This is a genomic window from Pseudomonas putida S13.1.2, from assembly GCF_000498395.2.
Classification (GTDB): domain Bacteria; phylum Pseudomonadota; class Gammaproteobacteria; order Pseudomonadales; family Pseudomonadaceae; genus Aquipseudomonas; species Aquipseudomonas putida_Q.
Genome location: NZ_CP010979.1, coordinates 2,418,115 through 2,437,072 on the forward strand (window position 1 = coordinate 2,418,115; position 18,958 = coordinate 2,437,072).

Below are 18,958 nucleotides of genomic sequence, written 5' to 3' on the forward strand. Positions count from 1 at the left end.
GGTCAGGCAGGCATCAGCACGCCTTTGGCGATGGTGTTGCGCTGGATCTCGCTGGTGCCGGTGAGGATACGCATCATCCGCGTGGCGCGGAAAACCCACTCCACCGGGTGGCCCTGCATCAGCCCGGCGCCGCCATGCACCTGCACCGCCTTGTCAGCGATGCGGAAGGCTGCCTCGGAGACGAACAGCTTGCACATCGGCGCCTGGGTACGGATATCGCCGCCGGCGTCGCTCACCTGGGCTGTGACGTAGACCATGCTGCGCGCAGCGTGCAGCTCGGTGGCCATGTCGGCGATCATGTGGTTCACCGCCTGGAACATGGCGATTGGCTGGCCGAACTGCTTGCGGCTGCGCGCATGCTCGATCGACAGGTTCAGGGCCAGGCTGGCCATCCCCAGCAGGGTCGGGCAATGCAGCAGGCGGTTGAGGGTGATGCGCCCCATGGCCAACTTGAACCCCTGCCCTTCTTCACCAATCAGGTTGGCCGCTGGCACGCGTACATTGTCGAGCACGATATCGCCATGGGCACCCCCGCCGGACATCACCGAATAATCGCTCTCGATACGTACGCCCGGGGCCTTGAGGTCGACGAAGAACGCCGAAATACCCTGGGCGCCCTGCCCTGGCCCGGTCACTGCCAGCAGCACTGCCAAGTCGGCGTAGGTGGCCCCGGAGATATAGCGCTTGCTGCCGCTGAGCACATAGTGGTCACCGTCACGGCGCGCCTGGGTGCGAATGGCGGTCGCATCCGAACCGGCCTCGGCTTCGGTCAGCGCAAAGCACACGGCTTTTTCAGCGCGGCACACGGGCTTCAGGAAGGTCTCGACCTGATAGGGGCTGGCCACCTTGAACAGGTGGCCGACCCGCGGCGGCCCAGACAGCTCGCCCAGCACATGCGGGGCCAGCATGGAGCCTGTCAGCACCGTCGCTTCTTTCACCGCGCACAGGTCGGCCACGTTCAGGCCGGCCCCACCCATGCTCTCGGGCAACATGATGGTGTACAGGCCTTGTTCGCTGGAACGCTTCCATACCTGCCGCAGCACCGCCTGCGGGTGCGGGCGCGCCCAGTCCAGGTTCGCCTGCTGCTCCAGCGGGCGAACCTGGTCACGGACGAAACCCTCGATCGCTTCGATGATCTGCGCAGCCTTTGCACTTGGTTGATACATGGTGATGCTCCCTGGTCAGATACGACGTTCGCTGTGTTGCCAGTAGGTGTCCCGGACCAGGCGGCGCACCACCTTGCCGTTGGGGTTTTTCGGCAGTTCGCTGACAAAGTCGACGCCGCGCGGCTTCTTGAACCCGGCCAGCGCACGCCCGCAACGCTCGATCAGCTCGGCGGCCTCCAGTTGCGCACCTGGCTTGAGCACCACCACCGCACGTACCGCTTCACCCCACTGCGCATCGGGCACGCCGACCACTGCTACCTCGAACACTTCGGGGAAGCTGTAGATGACTTGCTCCACTTCGCTGGGGTACACGTTGAACCCGCCGGAAATGATCATTTCCTTCTTGCGATCGACGATGAACACGTAACCCTGCGCATCGACCTTTGCCAGGTCGCCGGTGAGGTAGTAGCCGTCACGCATGACTTCGGCGGTGAGCGCCGGGGCGCGCCAATAGCCCTGCATCACGTCCGGGCCCTTGACCACGATCTCGCCGACTTCGCCGGGGGCCACATCTTCGAACGCCTCGTTGACCACCCGCAGGTCGGTCTCGAAGTAGCACCGCCCGCAGGAGGCCAGGCGTTGATAGTCGCCGTCTTCCACCAAGTGGTCCTGCTCGGTCAGCACCGTGACCAGCGAGCAGGTTTCGCCGGCGCCGTACCCTTGCACCAGAATCGGCCCGAACAGTTCGATGGCTTTCTTCACCAAGGCTGGCGCCATGGGCGCGGCACCGTACATGACCAGCTTCAGGCTGGCTAGGTCGAAGCGCTCGACGCCAGGGTAATTGACCAGCCGGTTGATCATCGCCGGCACCAGGAACAGCCGCGTCACCCGTTCGCGCTGGATGGTCTCCAGCAACAGGCGGTCGTCGTAACGATCGAGCAGCAAGTTGCAGGCGCCCACCGCCAGCAGCGGCATGATCTGCATGCCGCTGGCATGGGTGATGGGCCCCACGTGAGCCATGACGTCGCCTGGCCCGGAGCGCCGTGTGGGGCTGGCGATGCTCTTGCGCACCAGCGCCTTGCGGTTGCCGAACGAGAGCATGGCGGCCTTGAGCACGCCCGAGCTGCCGGAGGTGTAGTGCAGCACGGCCAGCGCATCGTCGGCCGGGTCCAGGCCCAGCGCTGCTTCGCTGCCGCGCTCAAGCAACGCGGCATACCCCAGGTCACCGCCCTCGCCCTCCAGCACGATCAACTGGCGCAGCAGCGGCAACTCCGCACGCCGCGTCGCCAGCGCCTGGGCAAAGCTGGCGTCGGTGATCAGTGCAACGCTGCAGGAGTCTTCCAGCACCCGCACCACTTCATCCAGTGACAGCCGCGCATTGATCGGCACCTTGACCATCGCCGCCTTGTACAGCGCCACTTCCGCTTCCACCAGCTCCACGCGGTTGGCGGCGAGGATCGCCACATGCTCGCCCACGGCCACGCCCAGCGAGCCCAGCCCTGAGGCCAGGCGGTTGCTGCGGCGCTCCAGCTGGGCGTAGGTGACACGTGTCTGGCTGTCCGCCACGGCGATGTGGTCCCGCCAGTAGCGGGCACTTCGGGTAATGATCGTTCCAAGGTTCACGTTGTTGTTCTCGTCGACAGGAAGACATCGACGATGCTAAACAGCCATGCGCGGGGAGATGTAATACAAGATTCAGATGCCGGCCATAACGTTATTAGCTGGCGCAATGCATGAGACGTGCTCGAACTGCCGCTGGGCGGGAGGTTGCAGGCATTGGGTGTGACAGCTTGGGTTCATGAAAGACCGCTATCGACCCATAGCAGACATCTGTAACCGGGGCCGCTTCGTGGCCCATCGCCGGCAAGCCGGCACCCACAGGTAAAGCGCATGGCTGAAGGCTGGTGATATTCCTGTGGGAGCCGGCTTGCCGGCGATGAGGCCGGTACTGACTACAAAGCTTTGAATCGCTGGCAGCTAGGAGTCGAGAGCAGCCGGTCACCTCTGACTGCTACCGACCCATAGCGGACGTTGAATGCTCAGTGATTGCTTCGGCGCGTTTCAACGAGCACCATCAGACTTCGACAAGGAGACGTCTCTATGCGCAAACCCGTGCTACATCTGATCTCAGGGAAGATTGCCTCCGGCAAGTCGACGCTGGCCAAAAGCTTGGCAGCTGAAGAATCAGCGATCCTGCTGAGCGAGGATCATTGGCTCTCACGGCTGTACCCTGATCAGATCAAATCGATAACCGATTATGTGCGCCTTGCACATCAGATTCGGGAGGTGGTTGGCCCGCTTGTCATCGATATGCTGGGGGCTGGAGCGACTGTGGTTTTGGATTTTCCTGCCAATACACCTCAAGATCGACAATGGCTGCGCAACTTGGCGGATGCAGCCGAGGTTGCACACTGCGTCCACTACCTTGAGGTGGACGATGACACCTGTCGAGACAGGTTGCAGCTTCGCAACCACCGTGGCGAACATGAATTTGCGGCGACCGATGCGGAGTTCGATCTGATCACAAGCTACTTTCAAGCGCCACGTGAGGAGGAAGGACTTCAGGTTGAAATTCATCGACAATGACGGGGCGTAGCACTGTGAGACAGAGTAATCGCTAACCTGACGGCCGCTGGCGGCCCCTAGCGGTCTGTAGCAAATAGCGGCCAAAAGTGGACGCCTTGATAATGCTTGATGCAAGCAGAGATGGACAGCGCATCCCACCGCAGGGGGGGATCAACGGCAAGAGGCCTATCATGAAGATGAATACTTTAATTCCAGAGCTGATTGTCTCTGACCTAAATCGAAGCTTGGACTTTTACTGCCAGGTCCTGGGCTTTCAAATCGAATACGAGCGCCCCGAGCACAAATTTGCCTTTTTGTCCTTTCAAGGGAGCCAATTGATGTTGGAGCAAGATGACCAGGAAGCGTCTCCATGGCGTGTGGGTCCCCTATCGCCTCCCTACGGCCGAGGGATGAATCTTTCGATTCAATGCTCTGATTCCAGAGCTTTGGCCAAGTCCCTCGAGGACGCGGGTATTGAATTGCGCAGACCCGTTGAAGAATGTTGGTACCGGGACAACGAGCGCCTGCATGGCGAGCTTAATTTCTTGGTGCTTGATCCAGATGGCTATCTGTTACGGTTCAGACAAAGTCTAGGGTTGAGAGAAGTCGGGCACAATCGATAGCCTGATCTTGGACTGCTCCCTTGTGCGATTTTAGTCCTTGCTCGTGGCCCGTTCCGGCCTTTGGAGCGGCAGCTTCGGGTCGAGTAGCAGTTGTCAGCTGCTAATACCGGGGCCGCAGCGCGGCCCATCGCCGGCAAGCGCGGCTCCCACACGTTCAGCACTCGCCTGAAGGCTGGTGATATTGCTGTGGGAGCTGGCTTGCCGGCGGTGAGGCCAGCACAGATGTTTTGATCTGAAGAAGCTAGCGAGCTCCCTCATCAGCCGTGTGCCTTGAATGTCAGCTATGGGTCGATAGCGGTCAGCGGCTACTGCTTTCGAGCCATTGCAGACGCTCGCGGGGCGAAGGCTACGGGCAAAAATGCGTGTCTTGCCGCATTCCCATTACCGATGGGCACTCGCAGTCAACTTGCTGTATGGGGTAGTGGCGTCAAGCCGCTATCTTTGATCGCTGCGTCGGCTTCTGGCGATGCCAGATAGTTGAGGAGCGCCTGGGCTGCGGCATGATGCTGGCTCTTGCTGACGACAGCGCCCGAATACATGGTCATTTTCTGCGCTTCAGTCGGGATCAGACCAACGATGTCGATACCCTTTACTGGCTTAAGCTCACTTAGCTGTTGGAAGCCGATCTGGGCTTGCCCGCGAGCGATCACCGCGCCGACAGGCTCGGCAGGTATCATGTGAGCCTTGGCCACGAACTGGTCACCGAGTTGCATGCGAGGGAACAGGGTCGTGGAGAGATAGACGCCGCTTGCGCTGTCGGAGTAGGCGACAGAGCGGCTGTTTTGCAGCACTGTGCGCAAGGCCTGCATAGTGCCTATGTCCGGCTTCGGTTCGCCTTTGCGAACGGCCATGGCGATGAAAGATTTTCCGAGATCTATTCGGCTGGTTTTGTCGGCTTGACCGCTGGCGACCAGGTTGTCAAGCGCCGAACCTACCATCAGAACCACATCCGCCTGCTCACCGCGGGCGAGCCTTTTGGGGACGGCCTGCGGGGTCTCCCCCATCGAAGGCGCGGCGAGAACTTCTAACTTCACGCCATATTTCTTCTCATAAGCTGGCGCCACTTCCCGGATCGCGCCCATGATACCGCCGGAGCTCAAAACGGTCAGCGTTTGCTCGCCAACGTGTACAACGCCAGCAGCGCAGCAGGCGAATGAAGTGGTCAAGAGGGCCGCACAGGACAGCATTCGAAGCATCGGAGCGTTCTCCACGTAAAAACGCGAAATTTTACCGGGGCGAGAAGCAAGCACGTAATTAATCAACAATTAAGAATGTTTAACATTTCTGTCCGCAGATGGCAGCGGCGGGCAGAAAGCAGCCGATCGCGACTCAGCGCTGACGACCCATAGCAGACCCCAAGGTAACGGACAGCTTTTGTGAACCGAAGGAGTTTTGCTATAACGGCCGGCCATCTCAAAGGAATGAACCCATGACAACCAAATCTGTAATTTTTCTCACAGCTGCGCTTGCTTCAGGTTTCGCCATGGCTGTCGGTGAGGCTGATTATTCAGTGTCAGAAGAGCATTGCACTCCTGAGTACTGGGAGACGCTACCTGATGGCAAAAAGACGGAAGATCTAATCGATAAGTGCGATGATCTGGAGCCATCCGAGAACGGCGGCTCTGGGCAAAAGGTCCGCTGAGTGTGATCCGAAGGATAAGGAGCCCGTAGGCTCCTTATTGGCTGAGGTGGCTTGTGAGGCTAGATGCTCAGAAACTGTCTTCTGGGCTCTTCTTGAATTCCCATTTGGTCATCTTTTTCGCAGCGAGGAAACTCTTGCAGTTTGCGATGAACTCGTTACGGTTCGACTCTTTCGATAAGCTCGCCAGATTCTTTTCGTACATCTCCGGAGCACAGTTGTCTGCTGTCGGCTCGGGCACCTTTTCCTCCGAGCAAGCTGCCAAAATCATGGCCAATCCCATGGCTGCTAGCCGAGCCAATTTGATATCCATATTTTGATCCTTCGGTCATTGCGTTAAGCGTGGTAACGGACTCCCTCGAGCCCGGCGGTAGCCTAAAGCGAACGGGCGCGAATCGCCAGCTTTGACCCTCCCTCGCCATACACCAACGGCCGCCGACTCCGCTGCGCCTGGTACATACCGTCCAGCTTTCACAATCAGATTGGCTGACCGCTTTGGGTCGGTAGCTGCCTTGCGTGCAATACGACCCTATACGGAGAACTGCACGATCAATTCCCAGGCCTGAGCCCTCAGACGGCTATCTGCCTTTGAGCAAGGGTAGCGTCGCATGCCGTGCTGACGGTGTTCGCCCAGAGCATGCTGGGAACCGTTGAATCCGCCTAACCTGCCACCCTGCCAAAGGCGTAATCCTTGAACACTAAGTACCCGATCCCATGGGAGCACTGTACATGCTTATCGACTTCAGACCCGCTCAAGCCTCGGATGCGCAAGATATTGCGCGCTTCTTTCAACTGACGTCGGAGGGCATGGCCGATTACATATGGAGCAAGCTTGCAACACCGGGAGAAGCATTGCTGAGTGTCGGCACATCTCGCTATGCCAGGGAACAGGGCGACTTTTCCTACAAGAACTGCCTGATGGCCATTTTCGAAGGGCGCGTCATCGGCATGATGCATAGCTATGCCTTGCGCGAGACACCTGACAGGCCTGTCGAGACAGACCCGGTCCTCGCGCCGTATTCCGACATGGAAATACCCGACACCTTATACATATCCAGCCTGGCCCTGGATGAAGCCTGGCGCAGCCAAGGGCTGGGCGCCCAGTTTCTTCGCCACGCTCAGCAACGCGCTGAGGACTCTGGCCTGGATGGGCTATGCCTGATTGATTATGCAGAAAACCACGGTGCACGACGCTTCTACGAACGTCACGGTTTTCAAATTGTTAAAACCTGCCAGATCGTTCCGCATCCGATGCTGAGCGTAACCGGTGAAGCCTATTTGATGTATCGCCCTACCCACAACGTGCTCGAGGAAAAACCATGAACAAGAAGCTGACCGTCTTCCGCGAACTGGATATCCAACCGGTGCGCGACCTTCCTTTTTTTGAAGAGGTCGTGGAAGGCACCCCTCATACGCTGACCTCCAAGTATTATCACGATGAACAGCAAGGTCGCATTTCCGGAGAATGGGAAGCCAGCACCGGAGCGTGGCGCATCGACTACAAAGTTTGGGAGTTCTGCCATGTCTTGAGTGGATGCTGCGTCATCGAGCTTGAGGGTTGCGCCCCCATCACACTGGCCGCTGGCGACACGTTCATTATCGAACCGGGCGCCAAGGGCAAATGGACCGTACTGGAAGACATGAAAAAGAACTTCGTGATCCTCTTGCCCGCGAACTAGGCACCGGGTGGCGTTTCATCGAGCGCAGCGCAAAGCCAGTGTGCATGCTGGCCTGCTGGCGGCGCTCGAATGTTCTTCGGCAGGCCACAGCAGCCCTTTACCTCATGGCTGCGCTGTCGCGCATAGAACCAAGCGTTCGGCGAAGCCACCTATCAACTGAGACCCACATCTAGTGCTCTTTCGCCCACTCCAAGGTGCCAGGGAACCTCGCGACGAAGCGCGTGCCGTCCTCAGGCGTAGAGGTTACTGACAGCGTCCCGTTGTGACCCGTTACGATCTGAGATGCAATATACAAACCGAGCCCCAGCCCCTCCCCGCGACCACCACCTGCTGACCGTTTAAACGGCTGGAACAGTAGCGGTAACAAAACGTCGGGGATTTCTGGGCCATGGTTCATCACTGACAGAACTACATGATTTTCTTGCATGCTTGCGATCACCTCTATCGGGAGATCACGCGCCCCATGAGCAACGGCATTGCCCAATAGGTTTGAAAGCAATTGCCCCATTCTCCCAGCATCACAGAAGACCCCAGGTGAAATGATCACCTCTTGACGGATTTTGACGTGGGGATGACTCGTCATGATTTCATTGATGACAGCAATAAAAACGTCACCCAGGTTGTCCACCAAAGTCCGTTTGACCGGAATGCCTCCCCCCAGCTTTCCTCGAGAAAAATCCAGCACATCTTCAATCAAGTTATTCATCCGCTGCGAGCTTTGTCGTATTGCAAGGGCAAGCTGCTGCTCGCGACCGGCGGGCAGCCTGGCCTCCAGTAGATCAGCGCTCATTCTGATAGCGCTAAGTGGCGAACGGAGGTCATGCCCCAGTACGGCAATGAACTGCTCCCGGACAATGCCGGTCTCAGCCGCATTGGCCAGTTCAATCGTTTTGGCCTCAAGGTCCGCCAAGACGTCGAGTTGAACAGCTATTAACTGGGCGAAAAGCGTTAGTGTGTTGCACACTGCATCTTCATCAAAATGTGCTGGCACCTGATCAATGGCACAGAGCGTTCCGAAAAAATCTCCGTTTGTCCTGGTGATAGGAATGGAGACATAGCTTTCCAAGCCGTATGTCTTAGGGGTGTGGTGGGTTGAGTACACCGGATGCTCACTGGCATTCTTGAAAATAACGGGTTTGCGGTGCTGACGAATTTCGTGGCAAATCGTTGTTTCCAGCACCAACTCGCCGCCAGGTATGAGCCCAAAATCAATAGAATCATCGACGGCGCAAGCCACCCATTTCGTCTCGGTGACACGCGCAATTGCCGCAAATCGCATGCCGGTAACATGCTTCACCATATTGAGAATAAGCGGGACGGCCTCGATCTTGGCAATCGTGCTGATGTCATGTGAAAGGTCATACGGATAAAGCATCAAGGCGCCGATTGTGTGAATGGCAATTGGGCATTAAAGCGTACGCCCCTGCGTTTGACAATGAACCCGCGCAGGGGACGCGGGCGTCAACATGGGCATGCGGTTGCGATCGATCTAGGTGGCTGAATGGCAGCTCCATTTATGTGGAAGGCGTTGGTCGACTCAGGTGCCCGCGGGGTTGGCAGGGATGCGAGAAATGACAATTTGGCCTGCCATCCACCAACGGCAGCTCTGGGTCGGTCGCAGTCGGTCTCCACTGGCCCCTAACGACCCATAGCTGCCAGCGATCCAAAGCTCTTTAGTCAGTACCGGCCTCATCGCCGGCAAGCCGGCTCCCACAGGAATATCACCAGCCTTCAGCCATGCGCTGTACCTGTGGGAGCCGGCTTGCCGGCGATGGGCCGCGAAGCGGCCCCGGTTACAGTTGTCTGCTAGGGGTCTAAAGCGGTCACCTCGATCAGCACCCCCATTTCAGGCTCGGCTGGAAGTTGATCCGCCATTGCGGCAGGCGCCCGCCGCCATCTAACGACCTTGCACAACCCCATCAGGCTGCGTGCCCATGCTTGCGAGAAAAATCCCGGTCTCCCGATTGGACCGCAGGCAGACCACGCGACACCCCGACGGCACCGTCGCCACGAATCGCTTCATCGCCTTGCGAGACGAGGTTTTTGTCCGCCACATGAACCTGAAAAACTCCGGCAGGTTGGCCAGCAGTTCCGGGCAGTCATCCGGCAAGTCTGGCCGGGACCGACCGCGGTTCAGCATCGTTCTGAGGAGCACGCGCCAGAATCGAAGCGGCGCCGAGCGATCGATCCATATCACCATGTCAGCGCGGGCCAGGCGGTTGCTCCACGTGGCCGAATGGCCGCCTTCGAAGATCCAGCGCTCACGAGCCTCGACCTCGTGGCATAGACGCGTCTTCTCGTCCCGGCTCCGCTCGACCCAGCCTGGCTGCCAATGAATCGTGTCGATATGCACGACCGGCAAGCCCGTGCGCTCGCCCAGCTTGCGCGCCAGGGTACTTTTCCCAGAACCCGGCTGACCAATGATCATCACCCGTTGCATTGAAGCTCCCTCTCGCCATGCTTGTTGAATTTGGGGCGCGCGATTCTACGGCAATGGGCGATGCGGTCAACTGCACTGCCTTGGGCAGCTGACAGGTTGAATGACGCGCCCTCATCTGCAAGGATGCGCCCGTCGCCATACGCTTCAGAGCCCCGTCTGCTCCTTCTCGGGGGCGGTCCACTTCGTGGGAGCGGGTTCACCCGCGAACACCGACCCGCAGCCACAGGTATTGCCAGTCCTCACGCTCACAAACAATAATAAGAGCAATTCCTATTTGAGATAGCCTCCATGTCGGCCGACTCGTCTGTTTCTGCCTCCGTCGGCACGCTCTACGTCGAACACAGCCCTTGGCTGCTCGGCTGGTTGCGCAAGCGTATGGGCAACCACTGCGATGCCGCGGACCTGGTGCAGGATACGTTCCTCAAGGTACTCAAGGCGCGTACCGCCGATGAGATCCGCGCCCCCCGGCACTACCTGTCGAAGGTGGCCAAAGGTTTGATGATCGACCTGTATCGCCGTCGCTCGTTGGAGCAGGCTTACCTCGAAGCACTGGCCGCTTTGCCTGAGACCCACGTGCCCAGCTCCGAAGCCCAAGTGATGATGTTCGAAACCCTGGTCGAGCTCGACCGCATGCTCGCCGGCCTCGGCGCCAAGGTGCGCGAGGTGTTCGTGCTGGCGCAACTCGAGGGCCTGCCCTATGCGCAGATCGCCCAGCGCCTGGGCATCTCGTTGCGCACGGTGAACAACCACATGGCCAAGGCCATGGAGCATGTCTGCCTGATGCAGTGGGAGCATGACCAGTGAGCAGCGCGCCAAGCGCGGCCCAGCGCCAGGCCGTTCGCGAGGCGGCACGCTGGTATGCGCAGTTGTCCACCCAGTCGGCCAGCACAGAGGAGCAAGCGCGCTGGCAGGGCTGGTACGACAGCGACCCGCTGCACCGTGAGGCGTGGCAGAGGATGCTGGCGGTCAGCGACCACTTTGCCGGCTTGCCTGGGCGCCTTGCCGCTTCGACCTTGCTCGGCGCAGGGCAGGCCCGCCGCCAGGTATTGTATGGGCTGGCCGTGCTGTTGGGTGGTGGCGTGCTCGGTGGTGTCGGCTGGCGCAGCGAAACCCGGCAGGCCTGGGCCGCCGACTACCGTACGGGTGTCGGTGAGCAGCGCACGGAGCAACTCGCCGATGGCAGCCGGATGCTGATGGACACCGACACGGCGGTGGACGCGTTTTTCGATGGCCAGCAACGGCGTTTGCTGTTGCGGCGCGGCCAGGTGCTGATCACCACTGCACGCGATCACGCTGCCCGGCCGTTCATGGTCGACACCCGCGATGGCCGTGTGCTCGCCCTGGGTACGCAGTTTCAAGTCAGTGTCGACGACCACCGCAGCGAAGTGGCCGTGCTGGAGAAAGCTGTCGAGGTTTCCGTCGCCAGGTTTTACGAAATGCGCCTGGTAGCCGGCCAGCGCGCAACGTTCAACGCCCAAGGCATCGGCCCGCTGCGTGCCAATGACGCCAGCGTCGCTGCCTGGGCGCAAGGCAGCGTCGTGGCCATCGACACCCCGCTGGTTGAACTGTTGGCGGATTTGTCGCGCTACCGGCCCGGCTTGTTGAGCTGCGACCCTGGCGTAGCGCGCATGAAGATCTCCGGCGCGTTCCCGATCGCCGACACCGACCTGGCGCTGACCGCGCTGGAAAGTGCATTTCCGCTCAAGGTGCATCGGCGCACGCGTTACTGGGTGACCGTGTTGCCAGGCAGCTGACCGCCGCACGCGGAAAAAAAATGTTCGCCACCTTGCACTTTGCTGGCAGCTCGTTCGGCTTTTCCTCCCACATGTTCAATCGAATGTTCCTGGGGAGGGAAACATGAGCAACACGCGACAGTCGCATCCAGCATTGGCATTGGCCGTACACCTGGCCTTGGGCGCAATGTACATGGCAGGGGGCAATGCCGTTGCCGCATCGGCGGCCCAGGAGCAAACCCGCAGCTACGATATTGCGCCGGGTTCGCTGACCGAAACCTTAGGTCAATTCGCCAGCGCCGCGGGGGTTACACTGTCGTTCGACGGTGCCAGTACCGAGGGCCGCCGCTCCGCTGGGCTCAGGGGCAGCTACAGCGTCGCAGGCGGTTTTGCCACGCTGCTTGCTGGTAGCAACCTGCAGGCAGTGGGCCAGGCCAACGGCATCTATTTGCTGGTTGACGGTGGCGATGGCGCGGTGGTGCTGGGGGCCACCAGCATCACCGGGCAGGCTCTTGGCAGTACCACCGAAGGCACTGGTTCATACACCTCCAGCGCCATGCAGAGCGCCACCAAGCTGCCTTTGTCCATACGCGAAACGCCGCAGTCGGTAACGGTCATCACCCGCCAACGGATGGACGACCAGGCCATGCGCAGCCTCGATGACGTGGTGCAGGCCACCCCCGGCCTGCGGATGTCGGCAGCACGCCCAGCCAACAGCGAGTATTTCTCGCGTGGCTTTCCCGTCACCAACCTGATGTTCGACGGCTTGCCGACCACCTACAACGCCGACTGGGTCGCCGCAGCCGACATGGCCCCGTATGACAGGGTCGAAATCGTGCGCGGTGCCACGGGCCTGATGCAGGGCGCAGGCAACCCGTCGGCGGCGATCAACATGGTGCGCAAAAGGCCCACCCAGCAGTTCCAGGGCAGCATCACAGGTTCCGCGGGCAGTTGGGACAACTACCGCGGCGAGCTGGACCTCAGTGGCCCGCTCAATGCCAGCGCCAGCGTGCGCGGGCGCTTCGTGGGCGCCTACCACGACAAGGACAGCTACCAGGACTACGCCGGTCGCGAGCGTGGCCTGTTCTATGGCATCACCGAGTTCGACCTGACCGACAGCACCACCCTGACCCTGGGTGCCTCCAACCAGAACGACAATAACAACATCAACTGGGGTGGCCTGCCGGTCAACCGTGATGGCAGCCACGTCGGTTACTCCCGCTCCACCAACGTGGGTTACGACTGGAGCTATCAGGACATCGACAACACCACGGCTTTCGCCGAGCTCGACCACCGCTTTGACAACGACTGGCGCCTGCACCTGGCCGCTTCCAAGAGCTGGTCCGACTTTGCCATGCAAGGGGCGGTGTTCGAGCGCACCGGCACGCCGGCTGCAGAAGTTCTCCGCCAGCGGGTGTTCAATCAGCGGCGTGACTATGACCAGTCCACCTACGATGTGTACGCCAGTGGCCCGTTCAAGTTGTTCGAGCGCCAGCATGAACTGGTGGTCGGTGCCAGCAAGCGTGAAGTCAAGACCAGCGCCCACGGCGGTACCGTGTTCCTGCCGGTCGACGATCTGTTCAGCGTCAACCCAAGTGGTGTGAGCAAGCCTTCTGTGGCCGACATCTACACCCTCAGCGAACACGTCGAGCAGGAAGGGGTCTATGCCACCACCCGGATCAACCTGGCCGACCCGCTCAAGCTGATCGTTGGCGCGCGTCTGGACTGGTACGACAACCAGTCGGTGTACAGTGAGATCAATGACGGCTACTACACCAATGCCGATTACAAGGTGACCCGTAACGTCACCCGTTACGCCGGCGTGATCTACGACCTCGATGACCACCACTCGGTCTACGCAAGCTACACCGATATCTTCATGCCCCAGTCGGAACTGGCCCGGGATGCCTCGATCATCCGCCCGATCGAAGGCAAGAACTACGAAATCGGTATCAGGGGTGAGTACTTCGACGGCGCGCTCAATGCCAGCGTGGCTGTCTTCCAGATCGATCAGGAAAATCGCGCGGCGGAAACTTCCGACCAGGCCGGTTGCACCAACTTCACCTGCTACGAAGCCTCCGGCAAGGTGCGTACCCAGGGTATCGACCTGGAGTTGATGGGGGCGTTGACCCCGAACTGGCAGGTGGGCGCTGGCTACACCTACTCGCAGACCCAATACCGCAAGGACGCCGACAAAACCAAAGAGGGCACCAAGTTCGACACCGACCTGCCCGAGCACCTGTTCAAGCTCAGCACCACCTACACCTTGCCGGGCGAGTTGCACAAATGGCGTGTCGGCGGCAACGTCTATGCCCAGAGCAGCATCTTCAACAAAGGCTCCAATGCGTTCGGCAATTATCACATCGACCAGGGTGCTTACGCGGTATACGGGTTGATGGTGGGCTACAAGGTGAGCGAGAAGCTCGACACGCGGTTGAACGTGAACAACGTGTTTGACAAGAAGTACTACCAGGGAATCGCCAGCAACAACACCTGGAGCCCTTACGACGTCTATGGTGATCCGCGTAACTTCACTGTCACTGCCCGGTACAGCTTCTGAAATAGACGCGACAATGGATGCATGACTGGCATGCCTGGTTCACGCCTGCCAGTTAGGGCGCCCCGCGCAACCTGCCGGCGTCGGTGACCTGGAAGTACTGAGCTGGCCTCTGGCTTTCGCAGGCGTGTCACCAGCCTTCAGGCCAGCACTGTACCTGTGGGAGCCGGGCTTGCCGGCGATGGGGCGCGAAGCGGCCCCGATGCAGATGGTGCCCGCTCAGGGTTGAAGTCAGCCGATCGCAGACTGCTATCGACCCATAGCTGCCAGCGATCCAAAGCTCTTTAGTCAGTACCGGCCTCATCGCCGGCAAGCCGGCTCCCACAGGAATATCACCGGCCTTCAGCCATGCGCTGTACCTGTGGGAGCCGGCTTGCCGGCGATGGGCGCGAAGCGGCCCCGGTTACAGATGTCTGCTTTGGGTCGAAAGCGGACGCTCAGTCCAAATGTCCTTGCACTGAACATATGGAAATTCGTATATTCGGATTTCCATATGTATTGGTGCAGTCATGATTACACCGCCTGATGTATTCAAAAGCCTGTCCGACGAGACCCGTGCTCGCGCCACCCTGCTGATCGCCAGTCTCGGTGAGCTATGTGTCTGCGAACTGATGTGCGCGCTGAACGACAGCCAACCCAAGATCAGCCGCCACCTCGCACAGCTGCGTAGCAATGGCATGCTGTTGGATCGCCGCCAGGGGCAATGGGTGTATTACCGTCTAAACCCCGAGCTACCGGCCTGGGTGCATGAAATGTTGCACGTGACCTTGCAGGCAAACTCGCAATGGTTGGCCGACAACTCTCTTCGGCTGAAGAACATGGACGGCCGCCCCGTCCGTGACGCTGCCTGCTGCTGATCAACATCGAGCGAGATCTTCATGCTGGTCGCCATTGCAGTCTTTGTTTTCACTCTCATCCTGGTCATCTGGCAACCGAAGGGGCTTGGCGTTGGCTGGAGTGCCGCGCTCGGTGCCCTCATTGCCCTGGCGGTGGGTGCCGTTTCGCTGCACGACATCCCGACCGTGTGGGCCATTGTCTGGAATGCCACCGCCACCTTCATCGCCGTCATCATCATCAGCCTGCTGCTGGACGAGGCCGGTTTCTTCGAGTGGGCCGCGCTGCACGTGGCCCGCTGGGCAGGCGGTAGCGGCTACCGCTTGTTCGCCTTCTGCGTACTGCTCGGTGCTGCCGTGTCGGCGCTGTTCGCCAACGATGGTGCCGCGCTGATCCTCACACCCATCGTCATGTCGATGCTGCTCGCGCTAAGGTTCTCGCCCGCCGCAACGCTGGCCTTCGTCATGGCCGCTGGCTTCATCGCCGACACGGCGAGCCTGCCGCTGGTAGTCTCCAACCTGGTGAACATTGTCTCGGCCGACTACTTCAGGCTGGGCTTCAGCGAATACGCCTCGGTGATGGTGCCGGTGAATTTCGCCAGCGTGGCTGCAACCCTGCTGGTGCTGTTCGTATTCTTCCGTCGTGATATCCCGAGGCAGTACACGGTCGCGGCCCTGAAGACGCCAAGCGAGGCGATTCATGACCGCGCTACCTTCAATGTCGGTGGCTGGGTGCTGCTGGTGTTGCTGATCGGCCTGTTCGCCCTGGAACCACTGGGTATCCCGATCAGTGCGGTCGCTGCAACTTGTGCGGCAATCCTTTTTGCCGTCGCCGCTCGCGGGCACCGCATCTCCACCCGTCGTGTGCTGCGCGAAGCGCCTTGGCAGGTGGTGATCTTTTCTCTTGGGATGTACCTGGTGGTCTACGGGCTGAAGAACGCCGGCCTCACCGACATGCTCAGCCACTTGCTCGACCGCCTTGCGCAGCAAGGGCTGTGGGCTGCTGCCATCGGCACCGGGTTGATCGCTGCATTGCTGTCCTCGGTCATGAACAACATGCCCAGCGTGCTGGTCGGCGCCTTGTCGATCCAGGCCAGCGAGGCGCAAGGGCTGGTGCGCGAGGCGATGATGTACGCCAACGTCATCGGCTGCGACCTCGGCCCGAAAATCACACCCATCGGCAGCCTCGCCACCCTGCTCTGGCTGCATGTGCTGGAGCGCAAAGGCATGCGCATCACCTGGGGTTACTACTTCAAGGTCGGCATCCTGCTGACGCTACCGGTGCTGTTGATCACCCTTTCGGCCCTGGCATTGCGCCTGAGCCTCTGACATCCGCCACGAAGCGGAGGAGCCCCCATGCGAGTCCTGTTCATGTGCACGGCCAACAGCTGCCGCAGCATCCTTTCCGAGGCCATGTTCAATCACCTGGCGCCTCACGGATTTGAAGCCGTCAGCGCCGGCAGTTTCCCGAAAGGCCAGGTGTTGCCTCGCAGCCTGATCACCTTGCAGCATGCGGGGATCTCTACTGAAGGGCTGAGCAGCAAGGGCAATGACGCGTTCCAGGGTTGCCCTCCTGACATCGTCATCACCGTTTGCGACAAGGCTGCCGGCGAAGCTTGCCCGGTGTATTTCGGCCCTGCACTGAAGTCGCACTGGGGACTGGAGGACCCGTCCGATGTCGTGGGTGATATGGCGTCGGTAGACGCTGCGTTCCGCGCCACGCTGGCCCGGATCGAGTCACGCTGCCAAGCATTCTTCGCACTGCCTTTCGATAACCTCGACCATGAGCAGCTCAAGCATGAGCTGGATCGCATCGGTACCCTTTAAGCAGGAGGAAACATGTCCGAGCAACTGCCTAATCTCGACCTTGCCCTGTTCGATGTATCGCTAGCGGCAACCCGTTCCAGCGAGCACAAACCGCGCATCCTGCTGCTGTATGGGTCGACCCGCGAACGCTCTTTCAGTCGCTTGCTGGTGGAAGAAGCCGCACGCCTGCTGGAGCACTTCGGTGCAGAAACGCGGGTGTTCAATCCGTCGGGCCTGCCGCTGCCTGACGATGTACCTGTCGACCACCCCAAGGTGCAGGAACTGCGTGATCTGGTGCAGTGGTCGGAAGGCCAGGTGTGGTGCTCTCCAGAGCGTCATGGTGCGATGTCTGCAGTTTTCAAGGCACAGATCGACTGGATCCCCCTGGCGCTGGGAGCGCTTCGCCCCACCCAAGGCAAGACCCTGGCAGTCATGCAGGTGTGTGGTGGCTCGCAGTCGTTCAACGTAGTCAACCAACTGCGCGTGCTCGGGCGCTGGATGCGGATGTTCACCATCCCGAACCAGTCCTCGGTACCCAAGGCCTACCTGGAGTTCGACGACGCCGGGCGTATGAAGCCTTCGCCGTACTACGATCGCGTTGTGGATGTGATGGAGGAACTGGTGAAGTTCACCGTCCTGCTGCGTGACCGCCAGGAATTCCTGGCGGATCGCTATTCGGAACGCAAGGAAAACGCCGAGCAGCTCTCTGCCCGTGTGAACCAGCGCTCGATCTAAGGGTGTGCCCGGAATGTCCGCTATGGGTCAAAAGCGACCTGTCGTGAATTGCAGATTTCGACCCATTAGCGATCGTCAGGCCGCCTGCTGGATCAGTGCCTGACGCAGGACGTCCGCCAAACGCTTAAGGCCTTCATCCAGCTTGTCGGGAGCAACATGGCTGAAGTTCAGCCTCAGGTGCCCTGGATGTTTGTCAGGCTCTGGGAAGAAGGGCTCTCCGGGCATGAACGCCACATTGGCCGCCAATGCCGGTTCGAGCAATGCCCGGGTATCAATGGGGTGCTTGAGCGTCAGCCAGAAGAACAACCCTCCCTCTGGCATCTGCCACTCGGCCAGGTCGGCGAAGTGCGTCTCCAATGCGGCCTGGAAAGCGTCTCGACGAGCCCGGTAATAGTGGCGTAACGCTTCAAGATGACGCTCATGCCTTTCTGTTCCCAACCATTGAAGCACCTGCCATTGCCCAACCCGACTGGTGTGCAGGTCCGCCGATTGCTTGAGCCGCAGCAAGTGCGGGAACAGGTCGGGGCTGGCAATCAGGTACCCAACCCGCAAGCCGGGCAGCAAGGTCTTGGACACAGTACCGGTATAAATCCAGCTGGTGGTGTTCAGGCGGCTGACAACCGGCATGGCCGCGACGCCGTCGAAACTCAGCTCCCGATACGGCTCATCTTCGATCAATGTGACGTTGAACTCATCGAGAAGCGCCGCGACTTCGTCCCTTTTTCTGTCGCTGTAGCGCAGCCCCGACGGGTTCTGAAACGTTGGAATCAGATAGATGAACGCCGGGCGGTTCTGGCTCAGCAGTTCGCGCAACGACTCCAGATCCGGGCCATCGCGCTCCATCGGCAGTGAAAGGCAGTGCGCACCGAAGAACTGGAAGCTTTGCAACGCAGCCAGATAAGTGGGGGCTTCCAGCAGCACCAGCGTCCCTTTGTCGATATACAGTTTTGATGTCAGGTCCAGAGCCTGCTGCGAGCCGCTGAGAATCAGCACTTGGCTAGCCTCGCACTTGATTCCCAACGCCCGGGCTTCCCTGGCCAGCGCCTCACGCAACATCGGCTCACCCTCGCTCATCCCGTACTGGCCCATGCTGGTGGGCATTTCAGCCCAGTCCACAGAGGGCAGCATCTCCTCTGCCGGCAGGCCCCCTGCAAAAGACATCATCCCTGGGCGCTGCGCGGCGGCCAGAATTTCACGAATCAAAGAGCTTTTAAGGCGCGAAACACGTTCAGAAAATGCCAT

At 60.1% G+C, this 18,958-nt stretch carries 19 protein-coding genes; 12 read left to right on the forward strand and 7 right to left on the reverse strand.

Annotation, left to right across the window (positions count from 1 at the left end; translation table 11 throughout):
- Nucleotides 1-2: 2 nt before the first annotated feature.
- Nucleotides 3-1,166: an acyl-CoA dehydrogenase family protein gene (locus tag N805_RS10935; RefSeq protein WP_019472168.1), complete on the reverse strand. Its 1,164-nt coding sequence runs from the start codon at nucleotides 1,164-1,166 to the stop codon at nucleotides 3-5.
- A 15-nt stretch (nucleotides 1,167-1,181) separates the two neighbouring features.
- The gene (locus N805_RS10940) at nucleotides 1,182-2,729 is read right to left on the reverse strand and encodes an AMP-binding protein (RefSeq protein WP_019472169.1); all 1,548 of its coding nucleotides are present in this window, start codon (nucleotides 2,727-2,729) and stop codon (nucleotides 1,182-1,184) included.
- A 477-nt stretch (nucleotides 2,730-3,206) separates the two neighbouring features.
- On the opposite strand from N805_RS10940, the gene N805_RS10945 reads away from it, so the two are divergent.
- Both N805_RS10945 and N805_RS10950 read left to right on the forward strand, forming a co-directional pair.
- Nucleotides 3,207-3,692, forward strand: a complete 486-nt coding sequence (locus tag N805_RS10945) for an AAA family ATPase (protein WP_019472170.1) — start codon at nucleotides 3,207-3,209, stop codon at nucleotides 3,690-3,692.
- Between the two features lie 167 nt (nucleotides 3,693-3,859).
- Nucleotides 3,860-4,294: a bleomycin resistance protein gene (locus tag N805_RS10950; RefSeq protein WP_026034542.1), complete on the forward strand. Its 435-nt coding sequence runs from the start codon at nucleotides 3,860-3,862 to the stop codon at nucleotides 4,292-4,294.
- 401 nt (nucleotides 4,295-4,695) lie between these two features.
- On the opposite strand, the gene N805_RS10955 is transcribed toward N805_RS10950, so the two are convergent.
- Nucleotides 4,696-5,490, reverse strand: coding sequence for a substrate-binding domain-containing protein (locus tag N805_RS10955; RefSeq protein WP_019472172.1), 795 nt, complete (start codon nucleotides 5,488-5,490; stop codon nucleotides 4,696-4,698).
- Nucleotides 5,491-5,723: 233 nt separating this feature from the next.
- Here N805_RS10955 and N805_RS10960 point away from each other — a divergent pair, with 233 nt between their 5' ends.
- Complete coding sequence (locus tag N805_RS10960; RefSeq protein WP_019472173.1) at nucleotides 5,724-5,936, forward strand: hypothetical protein; 213 nt, start codon at nucleotides 5,724-5,726, stop codon at nucleotides 5,934-5,936.
- Nucleotides 5,937-6,003: 67 nt separating this feature from the next.
- On the opposite strand, the gene trbK is transcribed toward N805_RS10960, so the two are convergent.
- A complete protein-coding gene (trbK, locus tag N805_RS10965; RefSeq protein ID WP_019472174.1) occupies nucleotides 6,004-6,246 on the reverse strand; it encodes an entry exclusion lipoprotein TrbK in 243 nt (80 codons plus the stop codon).
- Between the two features lie 416 nt (nucleotides 6,247-6,662).
- On the opposite strand from trbK, the gene N805_RS10970 reads away from it, so the two are divergent.
- Nucleotides 6,663-7,256, forward strand: coding sequence for a GNAT family N-acetyltransferase (locus N805_RS10970; RefSeq protein ID WP_230685716.1), 594 nt, complete (start codon nucleotides 6,663-6,665; stop codon nucleotides 7,254-7,256).
- The gene (locus tag N805_RS10975) at nucleotides 7,253-7,612 is read left to right on the forward strand and encodes a cupin domain-containing protein (protein WP_019472176.1); all 360 of its coding nucleotides are present in this window, start codon (nucleotides 7,253-7,255) and stop codon (nucleotides 7,610-7,612) included. Before N805_RS10970 ends, N805_RS10975 begins: the two co-directional genes overlap by 4 nt.
- Nucleotides 7,613-7,781: 169 nt before the next feature.
- Here N805_RS10975 and N805_RS10980 read toward each other — a convergent pair whose 3' ends face one another.
- Nucleotides 7,782-8,987 (reverse strand): GAF domain-containing sensor histidine kinase, encoded by a 1,206-nt coding sequence (locus tag N805_RS10980; protein WP_019472177.1) that lies wholly within the window; start codon nucleotides 8,985-8,987, stop codon nucleotides 7,782-7,784.
- Between the two features lie 522 nt (nucleotides 8,988-9,509).
- Nucleotides 9,510-10,052, reverse strand: coding sequence for an AAA family ATPase (locus N805_RS10985; RefSeq protein WP_028613628.1), 543 nt, complete (start codon nucleotides 10,050-10,052; stop codon nucleotides 9,510-9,512).
- A 288-nt stretch (nucleotides 10,053-10,340) separates the two neighbouring features.
- Here N805_RS10985 and N805_RS10990 point away from each other — a divergent pair, with 288 nt between their 5' ends.
- From N805_RS10990 to arsH, 7 genes are all read left to right on the forward strand, one after another.
- Nucleotides 10,341-10,856: a sigma-70 family RNA polymerase sigma factor gene (locus N805_RS10990; protein WP_028613627.1), complete on the forward strand. Its 516-nt coding sequence runs from the start codon at nucleotides 10,341-10,343 to the stop codon at nucleotides 10,854-10,856.
- Nucleotides 10,853-11,806, forward strand: coding sequence for a FecR domain-containing protein (locus N805_RS10995; protein ID WP_028613626.1), 954 nt, complete (start codon nucleotides 10,853-10,855; stop codon nucleotides 11,804-11,806). The genes N805_RS10990 and N805_RS10995 overlap by 4 nt, the downstream gene beginning before the upstream one ends.
- A 103-nt stretch (nucleotides 11,807-11,909) precedes the next feature.
- Nucleotides 11,910-14,345, forward strand: a complete 2,436-nt coding sequence (locus tag N805_RS11000; RefSeq protein WP_028613625.1) for a TonB-dependent siderophore receptor — start codon at nucleotides 11,910-11,912, stop codon at nucleotides 14,343-14,345.
- Nucleotides 14,346-14,851: 506 nt separating this feature from the next.
- Nucleotides 14,852-15,199 (forward strand): metalloregulator ArsR/SmtB family transcription factor, encoded by a 348-nt coding sequence (locus tag N805_RS11005; protein WP_019472178.1) that lies wholly within the window; start codon nucleotides 14,852-14,854, stop codon nucleotides 15,197-15,199.
- Nucleotides 15,200-15,220: 21 nt separating this feature from the next.
- A complete protein-coding gene (locus N805_RS11010; RefSeq protein WP_019472179.1) occupies nucleotides 15,221-16,504 on the forward strand; it encodes an arsenic transporter in 1,284 nt (427 codons plus the stop codon).
- A 27-nt stretch (nucleotides 16,505-16,531) separates the two neighbouring features.
- Nucleotides 16,532-17,002 (forward strand): arsenate reductase ArsC, encoded by a 471-nt coding sequence (locus N805_RS11015; RefSeq protein ID WP_019472180.1) that lies wholly within the window; start codon nucleotides 16,532-16,534, stop codon nucleotides 17,000-17,002.
- A gap of 12 nt (nucleotides 17,003-17,014) precedes the next feature.
- Nucleotides 17,015-17,716: an arsenical resistance protein ArsH gene (arsH, locus tag N805_RS11020; RefSeq protein ID WP_019472181.1), complete on the forward strand. Its 702-nt coding sequence runs from the start codon at nucleotides 17,015-17,017 to the stop codon at nucleotides 17,714-17,716.
- Between the two features lie 75 nt (nucleotides 17,717-17,791).
- On the opposite strand, the gene N805_RS11025 is transcribed toward arsH, so the two are convergent.
- A complete protein-coding gene (locus N805_RS11025; RefSeq protein ID WP_019472182.1) occupies nucleotides 17,792-18,958 on the reverse strand; it encodes a PLP-dependent aminotransferase family protein in 1,167 nt (388 codons plus the stop codon).

Coding starts and splice junctions, on each gene's coding strand:
- N805_RS10955 (WP_019472172.1), bottom strand. CDS start 5,490: ATGCTTCGAATGCTGTCCTGTGCGGCCCTCTTGACCACTTCATTCGCC.
- N805_RS11025 (WP_019472182.1), bottom strand. CDS start 18,958: ATGGCATTTTCTGAACGTGTTTCGCGCCTTAAAAGCTCTTTGATTCGT.
- N805_RS10935 (WP_019472168.1), bottom strand. CDS start 1,166: ATGTATCAACCAAGTGCAAAGGCTGCGCAGATCATCGAAGCGATCGAG.
- N805_RS10985 (WP_028613628.1), bottom strand. CDS start 10,052: ATGCAACGGGTGATGATCATTGGTCAGCCGGGTTCTGGGAAAAGTACC.
- N805_RS11000 (WP_028613625.1), top strand. CDS start 11,910: ATGAGCAACACGCGACAGTCGCATCCAGCATTGGCATTGGCCGTACAC.
- N805_RS10970 (WP_230685716.1), top strand. CDS start 6,663: ATGCTTATCGACTTCAGACCCGCTCAAGCCTCGGATGCGCAAGATATT.
- N805_RS10960 (WP_019472173.1), top strand. CDS start 5,724: ATGACAACCAAATCTGTAATTTTTCTCACAGCTGCGCTTGCTTCAGGT.
- N805_RS10975 (WP_019472176.1), top strand. CDS start 7,253: ATGAACAAGAAGCTGACCGTCTTCCGCGAACTGGATATCCAACCGGTG.
- arsH (WP_019472181.1), top strand. CDS start 17,015: ATGTCCGAGCAACTGCCTAATCTCGACCTTGCCCTGTTCGATGTATCG.
- N805_RS11015 (WP_019472180.1), top strand. CDS start 16,532: ATGCGAGTCCTGTTCATGTGCACGGCCAACAGCTGCCGCAGCATCCTT.
- trbK (WP_019472174.1), bottom strand. CDS start 6,246: ATGGATATCAAATTGGCTCGGCTAGCAGCCATGGGATTGGCCATGATT.
- N805_RS10945 (WP_019472170.1), top strand. CDS start 3,207: ATGCGCAAACCCGTGCTACATCTGATCTCAGGGAAGATTGCCTCCGGC.
- N805_RS10990 (WP_028613627.1), top strand. CDS start 10,341: ATGTCGGCCGACTCGTCTGTTTCTGCCTCCGTCGGCACGCTCTACGTC.
- N805_RS10980 (WP_019472177.1), bottom strand. CDS start 8,987: ATGCTTTATCCGTATGACCTTTCACATGACATCAGCACGATTGCCAAG.
- N805_RS11010 (WP_019472179.1), top strand. CDS start 15,221: ATGCTGGTCGCCATTGCAGTCTTTGTTTTCACTCTCATCCTGGTCATC.
- N805_RS11005 (WP_019472178.1), top strand. CDS start 14,852: ATGATTACACCGCCTGATGTATTCAAAAGCCTGTCCGACGAGACCCGT.